Here is a 19,113-nt window from a genome sequence, read left to right as displayed (position 1 = left end):
TTTTGGCTGACCTCTTATAAAAATGTGTAAGGTCGATTACCAAAACTGCGCCATCTAAAACACGCTAAGCAATTTTTATTTTGGCTGACCTCTTATAAAAATGTGTCAGGTCGATTACCAAAACTGCGCCATCTAAAACACGCTAAGCAATTTTTATTTCACCTGACCTCTTATAAAAATGTGTCAGGTCGATTACAATACCGCCATCTAAAAGGCAGCTGCCTTTATCTGCAAGCAACTAGAGTGGATTTTCTTCTTCATGGCAATCAAACTTGCAATTAACGGTTTTGGTCGGATTGGGCGCAACATCGTCCGTGCTTTGTACGAATCAGGGCTTGAAGATCAGATTAAAATTGTCGCTATTAATGAACTAGCCGACCCAAAGGGCATTGCCCATCTCCTTAAATACGATACATCTCATGGTCGTTTTTCATTTCCTGTTAATCTAGGTGAAGATACGCTAACAGTCGCTAATGATTCTATAGCACTGTTTGCTGAAGAAAACCCCGCTGAGTTGCCTTGGCAAACCCTTGGCATTGATGTAGTGCTTGAATGCACAGGAGTATATCACTCACGAGAGCATGCTGAGCTACACTTAAATGCCGGTGCAAAAAAAGTATTATTTTCGCAGCCAGCTGATGCCGATGTTGATGCCACCATAGTATATGGTATTAATGACGATGAATTAAAAGCAGAGCATACAATCGTTTCTAATGGCTCATGCACAACTAACTGTATTGTGCCAGTTATCAAAGTATTAGATGACGCATTTTCAATTGAATCTGGGGCAATTACGACCATTCATGCGTCGATGCATGACCAACAAGTGATTGATGCATATCATCATGATTTACGTCGTACACGCGCAGCTAGCCAGTCCATTATTCCGGTAGATACGAAACTTGCTCGCGGTATTGAGCGTATACTACCTAAGTTTCATAGTCGCTTTGAAGCCATTGCAGTGCGTGTGCCTACAATCAATGTGACGGCCATGGATTTGAGTGTTACCGTTAATTCTGATGTCGATTTAGCGGCGGTTAATCAAGCACTTAAACTGGCAGCTAAAGACCGTCTTGATGGTATTTTAAGTTACACTGAAGAGCCTTTGGTGTCGGTAGATTTTAATCATGACCCACATTCTTGTATCATAGACGGCACACAGACACGTGTTAGTCATAAACGACTGATAAAGTTGTTGGTGTGGTGCGATAATGAATGGGGTTTTGCAAATCGTATGCTCGATACTGCGCGTGCGATGGTGGCTATAAGTCAATAATTTATAAATATAATATTAGTATCGTTAACTAAGGAGAAGTCCATGTCGGTCATTAAAATGGCAGATTTAGATTTAAACGGCCAACGCGTGTTAATTCGTGAAGATTTAAATGTGCCTGTTAAAGAAGGTAAAGTGACCTCTGATGCACGTATTCGTGCAGCATTACCTACTATCAAATTAGCGTTAGAAAAAGGCGCTAAAGTAATGGTGATGTCACACCTTGGCCGCCCTACGGAAGGGGAATATGATGAAGCATTTTCACTTGCCCCAGTGGTCGATTATTTAAATGATGCTCTTGAGCAAACTGTGCGTCTTGAAAAAGACTACTTAGAAGGCGTAGACGTTGCTGATAATGAAGTGGTGGTTTTCGAAAACGTGCGTTTTAACGTTGGCGAAAAGAAAAATGACGAAGCACTGTCTAAAAAGCTCGCTGCATTATGTGATGTATACGTAATGGATGCATTTGGTACGGCTCACCGTGCGCAAGCATCTACTCACGGTGTGGGTTTATTTGCTGATGTTGCCTGTGCAGGTCCACTACTTGCGGCAGAGCTAGACGCACTAGGCAAAGCGCTTGATAACCCTGCGCGTCCTTTAGTGGCGATTGTAGGTGGTTCTAAAGTATCGACTAAGTTAACTGTACTTGATTCATTATCTACAGTCGTTGACCAGCTTGTAACGGGTGGCGGTATCGCGAATACCTTTATTGCGGCAGCGGGTCACCCTGTAGGTAAATCTTTATTTGAAGCTGATTTAATTGATGAAGCAAACAAATTAAGTGCAGCGGCAAAAGCAAATAATGGTGAAATTCCGGTACCAACCGATGTTGTTGTTGGTAATGAGTTCTCAGAGTCAGCGGTTGCAACATTAAAAGATGTTAATGAAGTAACAGACGAAGATATGATCTTCGATATTGGTCCTGATACAGCAAAGCAGCTTGCAGATATTATTGCTAAAGCTGGCACTGTTGTGTGGAATGGCCCTGTTGGTGTATTTGAATTTGATCAGTTTGGTAACGGCACTCGTGCTATTGCGGATGCGATTGCGAATTCAAATGCGTTCTCAATTGCGGGTGGCGGTGATACGCTTGCGGCAATTGATAAATACGGCATTGCCGATAAAGTATCTTATATTTCAACTGGTGGTGGTGCATTCCTTGAGTTTTTAGAAGGGAAAAAGCTGCCAGCGGTTGCTATGCTTGAAGAACGTGCTAAGTAATTAGTGCGAAGCCAGCATAATCAGTCGTCTGGTTATGCTGGTTAGCTGTTAATAAAATACCTCTCACCTTCATTTTATTTTCAGCTATAACGGTCAGCGATAGTAAATGCTGTGGCTTTTCGTGATGCAGTGATGCATCAAAAACTAACATATCCGTTCAAACTAGATAGTAGGAAACTACTGTCGATACAATTTGGAGAATCCCAAATGGCTTTAATCAGTATGCGACAACTTCTTGATCATGCAGCTGAAAATGGTTACGGCGTTCCTGCGTTTAACGTTAACAACCAAGAGCAAATGCGTGCAATTATGGAAGCGGCTGATAAAACAAACAGCCCAGTAATTGTACAAGGTTCTGCTGGCGCACGTGCTTATGCCGGTGCCCCTTTCATTCGTCATATGATTTTAGCAGCCGTTGAAGAATGGCCTCATATTCCAGTTGTAATGCACCAAGATCACGGTACTTCACCAGGTGTGTGTCAGCGCTCAATCCAGTTAGGTTTTTCATCAGTGATGATGGATGGCTCATTAATGTCTGATGGTAAAACACCTTCAAGCTACGAATACAACGTTGATGTAACGCGTCAAACAGTTGAAATGGCACATGCTTGCGGTGTGTCTGTAGAAGGCGAGCTAGGTGTTTTAGGCTCACTTGAAACAGGTGAAGCAGGTGAAGAAGATGGCGTAGGTGCAGAAGGTAAACTTTCTACAGAGCAAATGCTAACTGATCCTGAAGAAGCGGCTGACTTCGTTCGTAAAACACATGTAGATGCACTTGCTATTGCATGTGGTACATCACATGGTGCGTATAAATTCACTCGTCCGCCTACAGACGATATTTTAGCGATTGATCGTATTAAAGAAATTCACGCGCGTATCCCAAATACTCACTTAGTAATGCATGGATCGTCTTCAGTGCCACAAGAGTGGTTAGAAGTTATTAACCAATACGGTGGCGAAATTCCTGAAACTTATGGCGTACCAGTAGAGCAGATCATCGAAGGGATTAAATACGGTGTTCGTAAAGTTAATATTGATACCGATCTTCGTTTAGCATCAACAGGGGCGATTCGTCGTCATTTAGCTTTAAATCCTGCTAACTTTGATCCACGTAAATACTTAGCTGAAGCAACCAAAGCTATGACAGAGATCTGTGTAGCGCGTTATGAGTCATTCGGTACCGCGGGACAAGCAAGTAAGATCAAAGCTATTTCTTTAGATGATATGCACCTTAAGTATTTATCTGGTGAGCTTGATCCAAAAATTAAGTAATTGATACTAAATCAATAAAACCGGCTTCTATGCCGGTTTTTTATTGTCTAGATCAAATTGGATCAGCGATTTACTTACTCAAGCTTGTTAGGATCAGCGTTTTACTAACCTTAAACTACACAGATCATTATTTTACTAGTTCAATACTGATCTCAGCCTGTTCTCTGCTCAGCTTTTAAACGAAATACTAAGAGCCTTAACATTAAATCAATAAGTTAGCCTGATATGTAAGTATAAAATTGATCTGAAACTGATCAACTTAGTAAAAACCTGATCCTGATCTGTTTCAGTTAGTAGATCAGTGATCTGAAATATTTATATTAAATACTTGCTTATATCTTGACCAATAACAGTTTATGTTCGATTTTTAAGTTACTGCTTAAATTAAGGATCGTCCTATGAACAAACCAGTCATTATGTTGTCGAGCTTTGCTCTATGCTTATTTTCTTTTGATAGTGCAGCCGAGGCAATTGATATTTATGGCCGAGCCCATTTAGGTATTGCAAATAGTGACACAGGGGAGGGGAGTGACACTTCCGTTGAGAGTTACAGCTCTCGCATAGGAATTAAGGGAAGCGGTGATATTAGTGATGGCTTTAAAGCTATCTATAAGTTTGAGTTTGCTGTAAATGCCGCTGATCAAGATAGTGATGGCAAAACAGAAGAAAATATTACAGCACGTAATCAGTATGTCGGCTTGCAAGGGCGTTATGGGCAAATAGTCGCAGGGCGTCACGATACCGCGCTAAAAGTATCACAGGGAAAAATCGATCTAATGAATGATTTTAACGGTGATGTAAAAGCTCTTTTTAATGGTGAAAACCGTCTTGGAGATGTACTTCATTACAACTCGCCTGTTGTTGGCAATATGCAATTTGTGGTCACCTATATTGCCGAAGATAACTCAAAGCAAAAAGATGAAACGGGCGTATCAGCAGCATTCATGTATGGCGACAGTAAATTTAAAAAGACACCTTTTTTCGTTAGTGTAGCCCACGACAGCAAAGTGGCAGGTTATGACACCACACGGTTTACTGCACAAGGTAAGTTAGGTGATTTCACGTTAGGTGGAATGTACCAACAAAGTGAAAAAATATCAGACTCTGATAGTGAAGATGGCTTTCTATTTAGCGCCTCTTATAAGCTAAATAAATATAAGTTATTAGCGCAATATCAAGATGCGGAAGGCGAGTTTGGTAAGTTAAAAGATTCAGGCACCGGTACGTCTATTGGTATTGAACGAAGTTTGTCAAAACAGGCAAGGATGTACATGTGGTATACGCAATTCTCACTAGATAATAACGCCGATCAAGACCATCTAGCTGTTACCTTGAGGTATGACTTTTAGTTATTAAAGCTCATTTAAAGTTAAAAAATACAGATTTATACTTTGATTTTTTGGTACTTTTTGAATTACTCGTTAGACTTTCATAAAAATGTCATACTTAGTCATAATAATGAAACCAGTTCGCTAACGAAAGAGATAAATTGGAATGTCACGTAAAGTACTAGTCGTCGATGACGAAGCACCTATCAGAGAGATGCTGGTTTTTGTTTTAGAGCAAAATGGTTTTCAAGCAATTGAAGCAGAAGATTACGACTCTGCCATTGAAGCGATGGTAGAGCCATACCCCGATATGGTTTTATTAGATTGGATGTTACCAGGTGGGAGTGGTATTCAAATTGCTAAAAAATTCAAGCAAAACGAATATACGCGTCAAATCCCTATTATTATGCTGACAGCACGCGGAGAAGAAGAAGATAAAGTGCGTGGTCTTGAAGTTGGTGCTGACGATTATGTAACTAAACCATTTTCTCCGAAAGAGCTCATGGCGCGTATCAAAGCGGTTATTCGCCGAGTGTCTCCTACTTCTTTAGAAGAAGCCATTGAAGTGCATGGTTTACGTCTTGACCCTATTTCACACCGCGTTACATCAGAAGGGAGTGAATTAGATATGGGTCCGACTGAGTTTAGATTACTTCACTTTTTTATGACTCATCCAGAACGTGTTTACAGCCGTGAGCAATTACTTGATCATGTATGGGGAACAAATGTATATGTAGAGGACCGTACTGTTGATGTGCACATTCGTCGTTTACGCAAAGCGATTGCACCACTTGGACATGACCGTTTGGTGCAAACCGTTCGCGGTGCAGGCTATCGTTTTTCTAGTAAATTATAAGTGCCTTAGCCGACAACAGTTAGCTAATTTACATACTTAAGGTTAAGTGAGTGTATGTATCGAGTAGTCAATAAACAGGCGTTAGCAAAACGCCTGTTTATGTATTTCTTACCCTTGTTATTAGTTGGCGTACTCGTTGGTGCGCCTTTTTTGCTTTTATTTTTAGGCTCTTTTGCACTACTAATTTGGCACTATCATCAATTATATCGCCTTAGCGATTGGCTCCTTAATCAACGTAGTTTTAACCCACCCGAAGGGGAGGGAGCGTGGGAGCAGGTCTTTGAGGGGATCTATCGTTTACAACATCGAAATCGTAAAAAACGTAATGAGCTGGCTGATTTAATTCGTCGTTTTCGTGACGGGGCAGAAGCCGTTCCAGATGCGGTGGTGGTGTTACAAAAAGATCTTAGCATTATCTGGTGTAATCAATTGGCACTTAAGGTATTAGGTTTACAGTGGCCAACCGATCACGGACAACGTTTAGATAATCTTATTCGCGATCCTAAATTTGCAAAGTACATGCATAAAGCGTGTTTTGATGAACCGCTCGAACTGGATGGTGGCCATAGCTATGATCAAACGCTAGAGTTTCGTGTTATGCCCTATGCAAGTTCACAGCTGATGATGGTGGTACGTGATGTTACTCGCTTAAAGCAACTTGAGCAGATGCGTAAAGATTTTGTGGCTAATGTGTCTCACGAACTGCGTACACCACTCACCGTTGTGACTGGTTATTTGGAGATGCTTGATGCTGACACATTACCGCCACCGGCTATGTGGGAAAAAGCACAAACAACCATGCTTGAACAATGTAAGCGTATGGATAGTTTGGTCAATCAATTACTTTCACTGTCGCGTATTGAAGGGGCGCGTCGTCAAGATAACGACAAGCCTGTGAATGTGCCGCAGTTACTTACCTATATTCAAACCGAAGCTAAGTCACTTAATCAAGACAAAGGCCATGAGCTCATATTTAATGTGGATGAAACCTTGGATATTAAAGGTGCTGAGGATGAGTTACGCAGCGCATTCTCAAACTTAGTTTTTAATGCTATCCACTATACCAAGCCTGGTGGAAAAATAGTGGTTAATTGGCAGCTTAAAAATAATCTGGCTGCGTTTAGTGTGACGGATAATGGTGATGGTATTGCCAGTGAACACATTAATCGTTTAACCGAACGGTTTTATCGTGTTGATAAGGCGCGTAGTCGTACAACTGGTGGCTCAGGCTTAGGTTTAGCCATTACAAAACACGTGCTTACACGTCACGATAGTCACCTAGATATTAAAAGTAAACTCGGTGAAGGTTCAACGTTTTCGTTTGCATTTGGCAGCGATAAAGTTGTTCGTTTGCTAGGCTCTTCAGAAAATAATTCAAAGTCATAAAAGTGTCATTTTAGGGTAATCTAACTGTCATCTTGTGTAATTAAAGTAGGTGGCAGTTAGGAAATGGGACGAACAAATCGGAGTAACCCCTATGAAATTCAAAAACCTCGTTGCCGCAATGGGTGTGGCTGTAACAACATTTGTATCAGCTCAAGCAGCTGCAGTTGATAAAGATATGCCTGAATACACTAAGACAAGTGGTATTTCGGGTAACTTCTCATCTGTAGGCTCTGACACACTTGCAAACATGATGACGTTCTGGGCTGAAGAGTACAAGCGCTTCTACCCAAACGTAAACATTCAAATTCAGGCTGCGGGTTCTTCAACTGCGCCTCCAGCATTGACTGAAGGTACAGCAAACTTTGGCCCAATGAGCCGTCGTATGAAGTCAAAAGAAATTGAAGCATTCGAAAAGCGTTACGGTTATAAGCCTACTGAAGTACGCGTAGCAATCGATGCTCTTGCTGTTTTTGTACACAAAGATAACCCTATTGAAGGTTTACGTATTGACCAAGTTGATGCGATTTTCTCTTCTACTCGTAAATGTGGTGCTGATGCACAAGCAAATCGTTGGAGTGATGTAGGTTTAACGGGTGACTGGGCTGCTAAAGACATCCAGCTTTATGGTCGTAACTCAGTATCAGGTACTTACGGTTACTTTAAAAAGAAAGCACTGTGTAAAGGTGATTTCCGTAACAATGTAAATGAGCAACCAGGTTCTGCCTCTGTAGTACAATCAATTTCATCGTCACTAAACGCGATTGGTTACTCAGGTATCGGTTATAAAACATCAGGTGTACGTACAGTACCACTGGCGAAAAAAGGGTCTAACTTTGTTGATGCAACCCTAGAAAACGTTGCTACTGGTAAATACCCATTATCTCGTTTCTTGTATGTTTATGTGAACAAGCACCCTAACAAGCCACTTGCACCCATTGATGCAGAGTTCTTAAAAATGGTTCTTTCTGTAGATGGTCAAAAAATTGTTGAGAAAGATGGTTATGTGCCACTTTCAGGCAAAATGGCAATGGCTGAACTTAAAAAGCTAGGCCTTCTGTAACAACCAACAGACATAGTAAAAAACCGCTCAGTTTGAGCGGTTTTTTTTCGTCTATAGTTTAGAGCTTAGCAAGTAGTTTTGCTTTTAGCCGCTGTTGTGCACGGCGAACTTGCTTACGCTTTTTCCCTGAAGGTGCTTTAAAGCTTTGAATAGGCATGATCGTTGGTGACTCGTCAGGTAAAGCTGGCACATCAAAACTTGCCTGTGAGTCCTCAGGTAAGGCAATCTCTTGCTGATGAACACGCAGTGCTGCGAGAGTATCATCATCAATTACCTCGCTAGGGCAAAGGAAAATACCCATTTTGCGCATTTTAACACCAAGACCAATACTGCTTGAGTATCGAACAATTGGTGCAGCTAAAATTAGACCGACTAAAATAGGCGATAACCACCAAAAGAAAGTTGGTGTGTAGTAATACGCAACACCACCCCAAATAAACGCCGTAACCGTAGAGAATAATGTATAGCCAATGGCTTCTTTCCACGGAACCATGCGTCCCTCGCGTGGTTGCGCATCCCAGCTCACTTTTTTGCCAAGAAATACACACACTACAAAGTAGCTATGAAACACCATCATAAGTGGCGCAATGATAATGGCAAATACAGTTTCAATGAGTGCGCCAGCAATGAGTTTCATCGTGCCACCAAATGCTTTATTGCGGTGTACGAGTGTGACAATGATACCCAGTAGCTTCGGCAGTAACAGCAAACCAATTGTGATGAATAATAATGAGTCGATTAATTCAGTTTTTGCTATTTGCCATGTTGGGAAAAGCTGGTACGCATGGTTGAAATACACATCACTGTTTACAGCACGTGTTACCGCATCTAAGGTGCTTAATGCCAACATTGATAGCCAAATTAATGATGAAATATAGGCCGTAGCACCAAATAAAAAGTGCATTTTACTCATCAGCTTCAAGCCCGATTTAGGGAGTAGGCCTAAGTGCTGAATATTACCTTGTACCCAGCGTCTATCACGAATTGCGTAGTCTAAAATATTACTGGGTACTTCTTCGTAACTACCTTCAACGTCGCTCAGTAATAGCACATCCCAGCCACTGCGGTGTAACAGGGATGCTTCCACAAAGTCATGGCTTAAAATCTCACCGCCAAAAGGCGCGTTACCTTTTAATACTGGAAGGCCACAGCACTGCGTAAAGGCTTCAACGCGAATAATCGCATTATGTCCCCAGTAATTAGCTTGATTTGTTTGCCAAAAAGCAGACCCCGTCGCTAGCATTGGACTATATAAGATTGATGCAAATTGTAAAAAACGACCGAAAAAAGTATCTTGGCGAACTGGAATCGGAATCGTTTGGATAAGGCCAGTATTAGGGTTATTGATCATGCTTGATGTTAGCTCAAGCATACATTGACCCGTCATGATGCTGTCAGCATCAAGTACTATCATATGTTCGTATTGGCTACCCCAACGCTCACAAAAGTCAGTTAAGTTACCTACTTTACGATGCTTGTTATCTTCACGGCGACGATAAAAAGTGTGTTTCGCTAAATCACCCAAGCGTGCTGTAAATGCATTCCATGCTTTTAGCTCATTGCGGGCAATGTCTGGATCTTGCGTATCGCTGAGTAAATAAAAATCGAAATGCGGCATTTGCCCTGTTTTTTCAAGCGAGCGAAGGCTCACTTCAAAGCCTGCAATAACACGCTCTGTATCTTCATTATAAACAGGCATAACAATGGCTGTTTTCGTTTGGGCAATAGCATCAGCATTAACGTCGATTGGTTTTTGACGTTTCAATGTTAATGGGTCAATGCGTAAGAGCTGTAAAATAAAGCCCATACACCCACTACAAAAGGCAGTAACAATCCACGCAAAGGTTACAGAGAATAATGCCAATAATGCGTACTCAAGTAATGTCATGCCGTTTGAATTTAAAATATCGAACATGATCCACACGCCATAGGCTGTTATGGCCAGTGCTAGGCACGTAAAAAGCCAAGCACGTGTCTTTTTAAACGGCATTGCAGTTGCAGTTAGTTTTTTACTATTGGACGTCATTTGGATACCAGACATAGCTCCATACCTCGCTAATTTCTTTGTCACGTAGTTTTAGCGATAAGCGCATATCAACGGGCTTATCTCCCTCAGGCGCCACCTTAAATGCCACGCGCCATCCTTGATTATTTGGTAATTGCTGCACTGTTTTATCGCTGATTTGGCCAGCTGAAATATTTAAATCAGCCATCAGTGCGAAGTTTGCAGACAATTGGTTAATATTTTCGCCACTAAAGTCGACGGTAAATTGGCGATGACTTTTTGGCGGTGGATTCTTCTCACCAGGTAATGCCGCGCTACCTATGCGGGTTCTTAACACACTGGCTTTATCTTGCGTTGCAAGGGTTGCATTGAAGGTTGATAGCTTATAGCTGAAGCTTAAATTATCGCCAGCCTTCATAGCTTGCTCTGGTACCCAGTAGCTAACAATGTTGTCGTTAGTTTCGGTGTCTGTCGGAATTTCAACAAGCTCTACACGTCCTTTGCCCCAATCATTGATAGGTTCAATCCACATGCTAGGACGATTGTGGTAGTGCGCTTCTGTGTCTAAGTAATTATTGAAATCACGGTCACGTTGCGCGAGTCCAAAGCCTTTCGGACTATCATAGCTAAATGAAGTAACACTCAGTTTTTTCGGGTTATTGAGTGCACGCCATACCCATTGACCTTGTGCTGATTGCATTAATAAGCCATCTGAATCATGAACTTCTGGACGGTAGTCATCAAAGAACTTGGTACTGTTTTCACCGTGATAAAACATACTTGTAAGCGGTGCAATACCTAACTTTTTAATGTCTTTACGGGCAAAAATTTGCATCTCGGTTTTTACTTCAGTATTGGTTGAAGGAGTCAGCTCAAAGCGATAAGCACCTGCAACTGAAGGACTATCCAAAAGTGCATAAAGTACGATAGTGGTGTCTTCTGGTGCCGGTTTAACTAGCCAGAACTCTTTAAAAACGGGAAACTCTTCGCCTGAACTTAATGCTGTATCAATCGCTAATCCTCGCGCTGAAATACCGTATACCTGATGCGGACCTACTAGACGAAAGTAAGATGCGCCTTGAAAAACCGCGACTTCATCTTTGTACTCATTGTTATTCAAAGGAAAGTGTAAGCGAAAACCCGCATGGCCTAACTGCGCATTTTCTGTGGCTTTACTGATTTCTTGCTCTAAAGGGGCTGCGGTTGCGTCGTAGCGATAATAATCCGTTTTAAATGGCAAGCTTTTAACTTCGGCATTTTTCTCTAGGGTATTGATCGCAACAGGTGATTTATATAAAAAACCTGGGTGAAATAATTGGATTTCATAAAGGCTTTCATCTTTCCAAATAGCTTGTTCAGTACGAAAACGAATTGCGCGATAATCTTGATAACCAATACTTGTTAAAGCTTCAAGTTCTAAATCTTTAGGTGCAACATAAGGCTCTGAAGCTAATTTCTTCGCACGCGCAGTGATAACTTCAAATAGCTTTTCTTGTGGAATAGTAATCATCGCAGGCTTTTGCTCAACAACCGCTTCCTCTGCTTTGGTTGCTTGTGGTTGAGTTTGTTCTTCAATAGCGTATGCATTGCCTGCACAGATGGCTAATAATACGCCCAAGTAGGTCTTCTTTTTTAATGCACTGAAGAGCTTAGTCTGGGTTTCTGGTTTCATTCTGTTTTCCTTTAGCCTTAAATAATCACGTCGAGCTGTTGTAATTGCGTTAACGTTCTCAGCAAAAAGCGGACCTAAAATAAACACTTGTTTATCATGATTTTTTTTGTTGGTACTGCTAATGTAAGAAGTAATTTTGGGATTAGTAAGAAATAATTACACTGTTAGTTAATCAGTTCATCACTAATACGGGTAAGTTTAATGAACGAAAGCTTGCTCTAATATGAATAGCTTAAAGGGTGAGCAAAAATATGAACAAAATTAGCAGACGCTTAATTGAGGTTTGAAAATTGTAATCGAGGGTTCTATTAAGAGTAAGACACTGATTATAAAAATAACCAGTGTCTAGTAAGGGGGGTTATTTTACATCACCAAGCTTTTCTGCATTCGCTTTACATTGATTGTAAGCTTCAATACATTTATTGCTACATACTTTGTGAACTAATCCATCTGCGGTACTTTGTTGTTCACAACTGCTTTCACATTGGTAATTCTGTTGAGCGCATTGTTGCATTTCTGGGTTTTCAATTTTGTTTGAGCAAGCTGATAAAAGCGTCAAAGCAAACAATGACGCTGTAATGGCTGGTAGTTTTTTCATGCTGATCCCTAGTATATTGTGTTCTTCTAAATCCATCTTACCCAGATTAAGCGTATTTAATCCAGCTCAACTTGCAAATTATCAATTAAACGCACTGTACCTAAATAGGCTGCTGCTAAAATAACGAGTTGTTTATCCTCGCTTGTTGCAGCTTTTAGCGTTGAGCGCTCGGCAATTGCATAGTAGTCAGGTTTTAACCCCGCTGCTTCAAGCTGTGCTTTTGCTTCTACCTCAAGTGTTGCGATATCTGCGTTGCCTTGTTTAAGTGCCGTTGCTGTATTATTTAGCGTGGCAAACAGGGCTTTTGCAGTGTCTTTTTGCTCATCAGATAAATAGCCATTACGAGAGCTCATAGCAAGGCCTGAAATTTCACGACATGTAGGAACGCCAATAATTTCAACGGGTATAGATAAATCACGCGTCATGGTTTTTATGACTTGCAGTTGTTGGAAGTCTTTTTCACCAAAACAGGCAAAATCAGGTTGAACAAGGTTAAATAATTTAGTGACAACCGTTGCCACACCTTTAAAGTGTCCAGGGCGAGAGCCTCCACAATAGCCCATGGATACGCCAGGCACATCGACAAAACTTTGTTCGCCTAAGCCATTTGGATAGATCGTTTCTACAGATGGGGTGAAAACGATATCAGTATTTAAATCGGCTAACCCTTGCTTATCCGCACTAAGTGTTCTTGGGTAGTTATCAAGATCTTCATTAGCGCCAAACTGCATAGGGTTAACAAAAATACTGACCACAACCTTATCAGCTAATGTTTTTGCTTTTTCAACTAATGAAAAGTGGCCTTGGTGCAAGTTTCCCATAGTCGGGACAAACGCAATGCTCAAGCCTGCTTGACGCCAAGCCTTGATCTGACTACGTAACGATTTAATTTCGGTGATTGACTGCATTTATTTAAACTCATGTTCGGTACTTGGGAAAGCACCACTTTTTACATCTTCACAATACTTTTGAACAGCTGCAGGCATAGTGCCCGTCTCTAATAAGAAGTTTTTTGAAAACTTAGGAATGTAACCGGCTGAAATGCCTACTAAGTCGTGCATTACTAAGATTTGCCCGTCAGTTTTATTGCCTGCACCTATGCCGATGGTTGGAATGCTTAGCTCATCAGTAATACGCTTAGCCAGTTCGCTCGGAATACACTCTAAAACAAGCAATTGCGCCCCTGCAGCTTCGAGTGCTTTAGCATCACTAACCATTTTATCTGCTTGAGATTGCTCACGACCTTGAATTTTAAAACCACCAAATACATGCACTGATTGTGGTGTTAAGCCTAAGTGACCACATACAGGGATGCCTTGCTGAGTCATGGCGCGAATGCTGTCATGCAACCATTCACCACCTTCAAGCTTAATCATATTTGCACCCGCACGCATTAGCTCAGCTGCGTTGTTGCAAGCATCTGTTGGGTTGGCGTATGTCATAAACGGTAAATCAGCAATAACGAATAAGTCGCGGCTGCCTGCGCGCACACAACGGGTGTGGTAGGCTATATCAGTATTGGTGACGGCAAGAGTATCGTCGTTACCTTGTAATACCATGCCAAGTGAATCACCCACTAAAATCACCTCGACGCCATTATCATGAAACAATTTGGCAAAACTGGCGTCGTAGGCTGTCAATGCCGTGATTTTTTGTTGTTCTTGTTTCATTTTATTAAGTGTAGAAACGGTGATTTTAGACATAATTTCCTCTGAGGCTTTGCCTTGGTTAATTACTGCTGAGGGAGTTGTTGTAAATCGTTTAAGGGCAACGTATTTTTTATATCAGCAAGTGCTTGGCTATTTGGTAGTACCAATGTTGGTGCTATTTCGAATAATGGATACACAACAAATTCTCGCTCAGTTAAGCCATAATGTGGCACCGTCAAACGAGGTGTATCAATTATTTGGTCGCCAAATAAAAGAATATCAATATCAAGAGTTCGCGGACCCCAACGCTGCTCTTTTCGTACACGACCATGCTTAAGTTCTATGCTTTGTGTTAAATCGAGTAATTGCTCTGGGGCTAACTCTGTTTTTATGCATACTACAGCATTAACATAATCAGGCTGGTCTTGTGGACCCATAGGTTTACTCGCGTAATCATGAGAGGCACTTATAAACTCGATATCTGAGTGTGCTTTTAACTCAGTAATGGCGCGGTGTATTTGTTCTTGAGGTGCGTTTAAGTTAGCACCCAAACCTAAGTAAACTTGATTCATCATTGCTCTGTTTTTTTCTTACGTGGACGGCGACGACGTTTTGGACCACCTTGATGACCAAGTGCTTTGACCATTTCTTTTTGGCCATTTATGTCCTGCCCTAAATAGTTTGTCCACCAGTTAGCAAGCTCTTGAAGTTCAGTTTCACCTGCTTGAACACGTAACAGTAAGAAGTCATATGCGGCTTTAAAACGTGGTTGCTGAGTCAGTCGATAAGCGCGTTGTCCACCACGTTTATCAAGGCGTTGTTGAATATGCCAAATATCGCGAGCGCCTAGCGTGAAGCGTTTTGGTACAGCTACATGTTGCGCGTTTTCACTCAGTACTTTGTTCATCGCTTGTGCAAATGCATCGTACTCTGACAGTTGATCGCGTTGTTGTAACTTTTTAGCAATGCTCTGTAATGGAAACCACAACAAGGCTGCAAAAATGAAAGCTGGCGTGACTTTTTTATCTGCATTAATACGCTTATCGGTGTTTTTAAACATTTGTAAGATAAACGCATGCTCAAGGCCATCAGGATTGGCATCTAAGATTTTATCAAGTGCTGGAAATAGTGCTCTAAATAAACCATATTGGCGTAGCATAATGAAGTTTTCTTCAGCTTTTCCATTTAAGAATAGCTTGAGTGATTCTTCAAATAAACGCGCTGCTGGAATGTGGTCTAATAAATTTGCCAGGCCTGCAATAGGTTTTTCGGTTGCAGGCGCAATACTCATACCTAATTTAGTGGCAAAGCGAACAGCGCGCAGCATACGCACAGGATCTTCTCTGTAGCGCGTTTCTGGATCGCCAATTAACTCAATTTGCTTCGCTTTAATTGCGCTAATGCCATTAGCGTAATCATAAATACAAAAATCATTAATCGAGTAGTAAAGGGCATTAATAGAGAAGTCGCGGCGCTCGGCGTCTTCTTCAATACTCCCGTACACATTATCACGTAGCAATTGGCCATGTTCGCTTGATTGACTAATTTGATTTTTAGCTTCGTCGGCTTCGTGGTGTCCACGCATGGTCGCTACTTCGATAATCTCACGACCAAATACAATATGCGCCAAACGAAAGCGTCGACCTATCAGTCTGCAATTTCGAAACAGTCTTTTGATCTGTTCAGGTGTTGCGTTAGTTACTACGTCAAAGTCTTTTGGTTGTTGACCTAACAATATATCTCGAATACAACCACCTACAAGGTAAGCATCAAAGCCACCTTCTTTTAAGCGGTACAATACTTTGATTGCATTTGGGCTAAATTGTTTACGTGAAATCCCATGTTCACTACGTTCGATCACCAAAGGCAATTCGCTGGCTTGCACGGCATTGTTTGTGTCAGTGGCGTTTGGGCCAATAATTTGCCGACAAAATTGAAAAAGCTTGGAAATAATAATCTGTCTCCTACGACATGGTCTTTGCAACTCATCAAGTATAGCGTTTGTTTTTTCACTTCGTCGGTGTGAGATTGAGTCAGTAAATGTCCATAAAATGTGGCGCTATAATTAGGTGCTGATGAATCGCACACTTTGGGTCGCTATCATATACCAGCGTGGCATAAAAATTAAGTTACTCGACCTTTAAAATTGGCAATTTATTTTGGGATGGATTGAAATTTACTAAAAGATGAATGTGGATCCTCACTTACTTGAATCTCTTTTACTTTGGGAACACATTCAAGATGGTAGGCCGCAATAGCCCATTTTAGCATTTCTTCGACCGTTGCAGACAAAAGAGCTGGTTCGGGGTTCAAGCCTAAAAAGCGAAAGGCATCAAAAAGCGCAGGCTTAGGTGCTGTTTTTGAAATGGCAGGGGCATAATTTTGTTTTGATAATTTAAAGCCCGGCTTTGCAACTGCCAAAGGTAGGTGAGCGTATTGTGGGGCTGTTTGGTTAAGTTGTTTAAATAAACTGAGTTGTCGTGCTGTGGGTTCTAATAAGTCAGCACCACGCACAACATGACTAATTTTTTGAGCAATATCATCGACCACAACAACTAGCTGATAAGCAAATAAACCGTCACTACGCTTGATAAGGTAATCTTCTTTGGCTAAAGCTTGGTCGACTTCTACCTTTCCCTGAATGAGATCGCTGTAGTGGCTAGTGGCAAATTGTTGGGATAATCGAAGTGCCGAATTTACGAAGGAATGACCTTTTAACTGACACTGGCCTTGGTATATCCCCCCCATTGCTTTAACTTGTTTACGAGTACAATGGCAAGCATAAACTAAACCTTGATCAATAAGTTGATCCAAGACGGATTGATATTCTTGTAGGCGCTTTGTTTGGTAGGTGACACGTTCATCCCAGTGCAGGCCATAAGCTTCTAATGTGCGTAAAATATCATCACTAGCACCGGGGACAACACGTGTTGTGTCAATATCTTCAATGCGAACTAACCATTTACCTTGATTAACTTTCGCATCAAGAAAACTTCCCACAGCCGCTATTAATGAGCCAAAGTGTAACGGCCCAGACGGGGATGGCGCAAAACGGCCACGATATATACGCGCTTGCGTATTAACGGCTGTGGTAGACATGGGTTAATTTAAAAAGTAATTAACCGCGGCCTGATTGTTTTTCTTTTATTTCTGCAAGTGTTTTACAGTCAACACATAGATCGGCAGTTGGACGTGCTTCTAAACGACGAATGCCAATCTCGATACCGCATGATTCACAGAAACCAAAGTCATCTTCTTTGATTAATTGAATTGTTTTTTCAATTTTCTTGATCAGTTTACGCTCACGGTCACGAGTACGAAGCTCTAATGAAAATTCTTCTTCTTGTGCAGCGCGATCAACTGGATCTGGAAAGTTAGCAGCTTCATCTTGCATGTGCGATTTAGTACGGTCTACTTCGTTACGTAAATCGTTACGCCAAGCTTCTAAAATTTTTTTGAAATGAGCACGTTGTGCATCATTCATATACTCTTCACCTGGCTGTTCCTGATACGGCTCTAACCCGGCCTGAGCCAATAACCCTAGTCTTTTTTGGTCTGGCATAACTTTCTCCTAAATCCTTAATATATTGCCCAGCATTAGCCGGCGGCTATAAATAGCAGAAACGGCAGGTTGAGGCAAATTTATTTTTAATTAATCTTGTGTGCCTAAACCAAGAAGTGAGCAAAAAGTAATTACTTGGTTTGATTAACGCTTGCTGCTAGTCAATTTTTTATAAACTTGCCTAGTAATATGGGCAAAAAAAAATAATACAACTTAAAAATTATGTTCGTTTAAAAACTTCTTCGGTGTTGTTTGATACCAGCGCTTAAAGGCTCTTTGTAGTGCGCTTTGTTCTGAAAACCCTAACTTATTGCTGACTTCAAGCACAGAAAAACCTTGTAATAGCATTTGTTTTGCGTGCTGCTTCCTTTGTATATCGATTATTTTTGAAAAGCTTAATTGTTGGTCAGTTAAGTAACGTTGTAAGGTGCGCTTTTTAAAGCCAAGTAGCTGTGCTGCTTGTTCGACTGTTGGGATATAGGGCAATTGGCTGGCGATAAATGCATTTAATTCGTTAATGTGATCAGTATGCGGGCTAACGTCGCCTGCTTGAGAGAGTAAGATTTGCTCAAGTTCTGGATTAGGAGACAGTAAAGGACTGCTAAGAAGTTTCTCATCAAAAATCAGGCAGTTTATGGCAGCATTAAACTCGATAGGGCAATTAAAAGTATCTTGATAAGCTAGCATGCACAAAGGTGAAGGAGGCTTTCTTGTAAGCTGTACCTTCTCGAGTGCAAGCTCTGCGTTTTGCTGGCAGCAATGCTTAGCAAAGGATAACCAGCTACTGAATAATTCATCAACCATGTAGTGATTTATTGTCTCTTTTGCATGCCAGCTAAGTCGGCATTGTTGGTTTTCATGTACTAATTCAATATGGCCTATATTTCTCACTAAAGAATTTAGCTTTTGCGCGTGCTGTAGTGCTTTTTCAAGGTTTTGACTGACAAGTGCAACATGACCAAGTAATCCCCAATTTTGTGCCTTCAGAGATTGGCCAAATAACAGACCAATATGCTCTTTATTAAGCTGAGTATCTGCAAAGCACATTAACGATTCATAGTCAGAAACAGGAAACCGATAGCAAGTGTCATCTAAATAATGAGCACGCTCTGCCAGTAATGAGTTTAGCTTTTCTGATTCAAGTCCTTGACGTTGAAGAAAATAGAATAACGAACGAATTATTTGACTACTGACATAAAACATAGGATTTCATTTTTTATTATTAGAAATA

The 19,113-nt window shown here is 41.1% G+C and carries 17 protein-coding genes; 7 read left to right on the top strand and 10 right to left on the bottom strand.

Annotated elements, in window-relative coordinates:
- The first annotated feature begins 259 nt into the window (after window positions 1-259).
- The 7 genes from epd (at window position 260) to L0Z67_RS13370 (ending at window position 8,396) form a co-directional block, all read left to right on the top strand.
- Window positions 260-1,276, top strand: coding sequence for an erythrose-4-phosphate dehydrogenase (gene epd / locus L0Z67_RS13400; protein ID WP_062569510.1), 1,017 nt, complete (start codon window positions 260-262; stop codon window positions 1,274-1,276).
- Window positions 1,277-1,318: 42 nt separating this feature from the next.
- Window positions 1,319-2,494 (top strand): phosphoglycerate kinase, encoded by a 1,176-nt coding sequence (locus tag L0Z67_RS13395; RefSeq protein ID WP_405128121.1) that lies wholly within the window; start codon window positions 1,319-1,321, stop codon window positions 2,492-2,494.
- A 207-nt stretch (window positions 2,495-2,701) separates the two neighbouring features.
- The gene (gene fba / locus L0Z67_RS13390; RefSeq protein ID WP_062569512.1) at window positions 2,702-3,766 is read left to right on the top strand and encodes a class II fructose-bisphosphate aldolase; all 1,065 of its coding nucleotides are present in this window, start codon (window positions 2,702-2,704) and stop codon (window positions 3,764-3,766) included.
- 398 nt (window positions 3,767-4,164) lie between these two features.
- On the top strand, window positions 4,165-5,115 hold the full coding sequence (locus L0Z67_RS13385) for a porin (RefSeq protein ID WP_193987744.1): 951 nt from the start codon (window positions 4,165-4,167) through the stop codon (window positions 5,113-5,115).
- Window positions 5,116-5,260: 145 nt separating this feature from the next.
- Window positions 5,261-5,950, top strand: a complete 690-nt coding sequence (gene phoB, locus L0Z67_RS13380) for a phosphate regulon transcriptional regulator PhoB (protein WP_054551169.1) — start codon at window positions 5,261-5,263, stop codon at window positions 5,948-5,950.
- Window positions 5,951-6,004: 54 nt separating this feature from the next.
- Complete coding sequence (gene phoR, locus L0Z67_RS13375) at window positions 6,005-7,336, top strand: phosphate regulon sensor histidine kinase PhoR (protein ID WP_237127165.1); 1,332 nt, start codon at window positions 6,005-6,007, stop codon at window positions 7,334-7,336.
- Window positions 7,337-7,427: 91 nt separating this feature from the next.
- A complete protein-coding gene (locus L0Z67_RS13370) occupies window positions 7,428-8,396 on the top strand; it encodes a PstS family phosphate ABC transporter substrate-binding protein (RefSeq protein ID WP_130149561.1) in 969 nt (322 codons plus the stop codon).
- Between the two features lie 58 nt (window positions 8,397-8,454).
- Here L0Z67_RS13370 and mdoH read toward each other — a convergent pair whose 3' ends face one another.
- The 10 genes from mdoH to L0Z67_RS13320 all read right to left on the bottom strand — a co-directional run bounded on the left by mdoH (window position 8,455) and on the right by L0Z67_RS13320 (window position 19,085).
- A complete protein-coding gene (gene mdoH / locus L0Z67_RS13365; protein ID WP_405128120.1) occupies window positions 8,455-10,437 on the bottom strand; it encodes a glucans biosynthesis glucosyltransferase MdoH in 1,983 nt (660 codons plus the stop codon).
- Window positions 10,409-12,073, bottom strand: a complete 1,665-nt coding sequence (locus tag L0Z67_RS13360) for a glucan biosynthesis protein (RefSeq protein WP_237114393.1) — start codon at window positions 12,071-12,073, stop codon at window positions 10,409-10,411. The genes mdoH and L0Z67_RS13360 overlap by 29 nt, the downstream gene beginning before the upstream one ends.
- Window positions 12,074-12,431: 358 nt before the next feature.
- Window positions 12,432-12,671: a hypothetical protein gene (locus tag L0Z67_RS13355; RefSeq protein WP_062569517.1), complete on the bottom strand. Its 240-nt coding sequence runs from the start codon at window positions 12,669-12,671 to the stop codon at window positions 12,432-12,434.
- 56 nt (window positions 12,672-12,727) lie between these two features.
- Window positions 12,728-13,579: a pantoate--beta-alanine ligase gene (gene panC, locus L0Z67_RS13350; protein WP_405128119.1), complete on the bottom strand. Its 852-nt coding sequence runs from the start codon at window positions 13,577-13,579 to the stop codon at window positions 12,728-12,730.
- Window positions 13,580-14,374 carry a 3-methyl-2-oxobutanoate hydroxymethyltransferase gene (gene panB / locus L0Z67_RS13345; RefSeq protein ID WP_062569519.1) on the bottom strand — a complete coding sequence of 265 codons (795 nt, stop codon included), beginning with the start codon at window positions 14,372-14,374 and terminating at the stop codon, window positions 13,580-13,582.
- Window positions 14,375-14,403: 29 nt separating this feature from the next.
- A complete protein-coding gene (gene folK, locus L0Z67_RS13340) occupies window positions 14,404-14,892 on the bottom strand; it encodes a 2-amino-4-hydroxy-6-hydroxymethyldihydropteridine diphosphokinase (RefSeq protein ID WP_193988985.1) in 489 nt (162 codons plus the stop codon).
- The gene (pcnB, locus tag L0Z67_RS13335; RefSeq protein ID WP_405128731.1) at window positions 14,892-16,241 is read right to left on the bottom strand and encodes a polynucleotide adenylyltransferase PcnB; all 1,350 of its coding nucleotides are present in this window, start codon (window positions 16,239-16,241) and stop codon (window positions 14,892-14,894) included. The genes folK and pcnB overlap by 1 nt, the downstream gene beginning before the upstream one ends.
- 233 nt (window positions 16,242-16,474) lie before the next feature.
- Window positions 16,475-17,419 carry a tRNA glutamyl-Q(34) synthetase GluQRS gene (gene gluQRS, locus L0Z67_RS13330; RefSeq protein WP_405128118.1) on the bottom strand — a complete coding sequence of 315 codons (945 nt, stop codon included), beginning with the start codon at window positions 17,417-17,419 and terminating at the stop codon, window positions 16,475-16,477.
- 19 nt (window positions 17,420-17,438) lie between these two features.
- The gene (gene dksA, locus L0Z67_RS13325) at window positions 17,439-17,882 is read right to left on the bottom strand and encodes an RNA polymerase-binding protein DksA (protein WP_062569522.1); all 444 of its coding nucleotides are present in this window, start codon (window positions 17,880-17,882) and stop codon (window positions 17,439-17,441) included.
- A gap of 213 nt (window positions 17,883-18,095) precedes the next feature.
- Window positions 18,096-19,085 (bottom strand): AraC family transcriptional regulator, encoded by a 990-nt coding sequence (locus L0Z67_RS13320; RefSeq protein ID WP_193987738.1) that lies wholly within the window; start codon window positions 19,083-19,085, stop codon window positions 18,096-18,098.
- Window positions 19,086-19,113 lie beyond the last annotated feature (28 nt).

It is taken from the genome of Pseudoalteromonas sp. PB2-1, from assembly GCF_045040605.1.
GTDB classification, from domain to species: Bacteria; Pseudomonadota; Gammaproteobacteria; order Enterobacterales; family Alteromonadaceae; genus Pseudoalteromonas; species Pseudoalteromonas arabiensis.
This window is presented reverse-complemented; position numbering and strand designations above follow the sequence as displayed.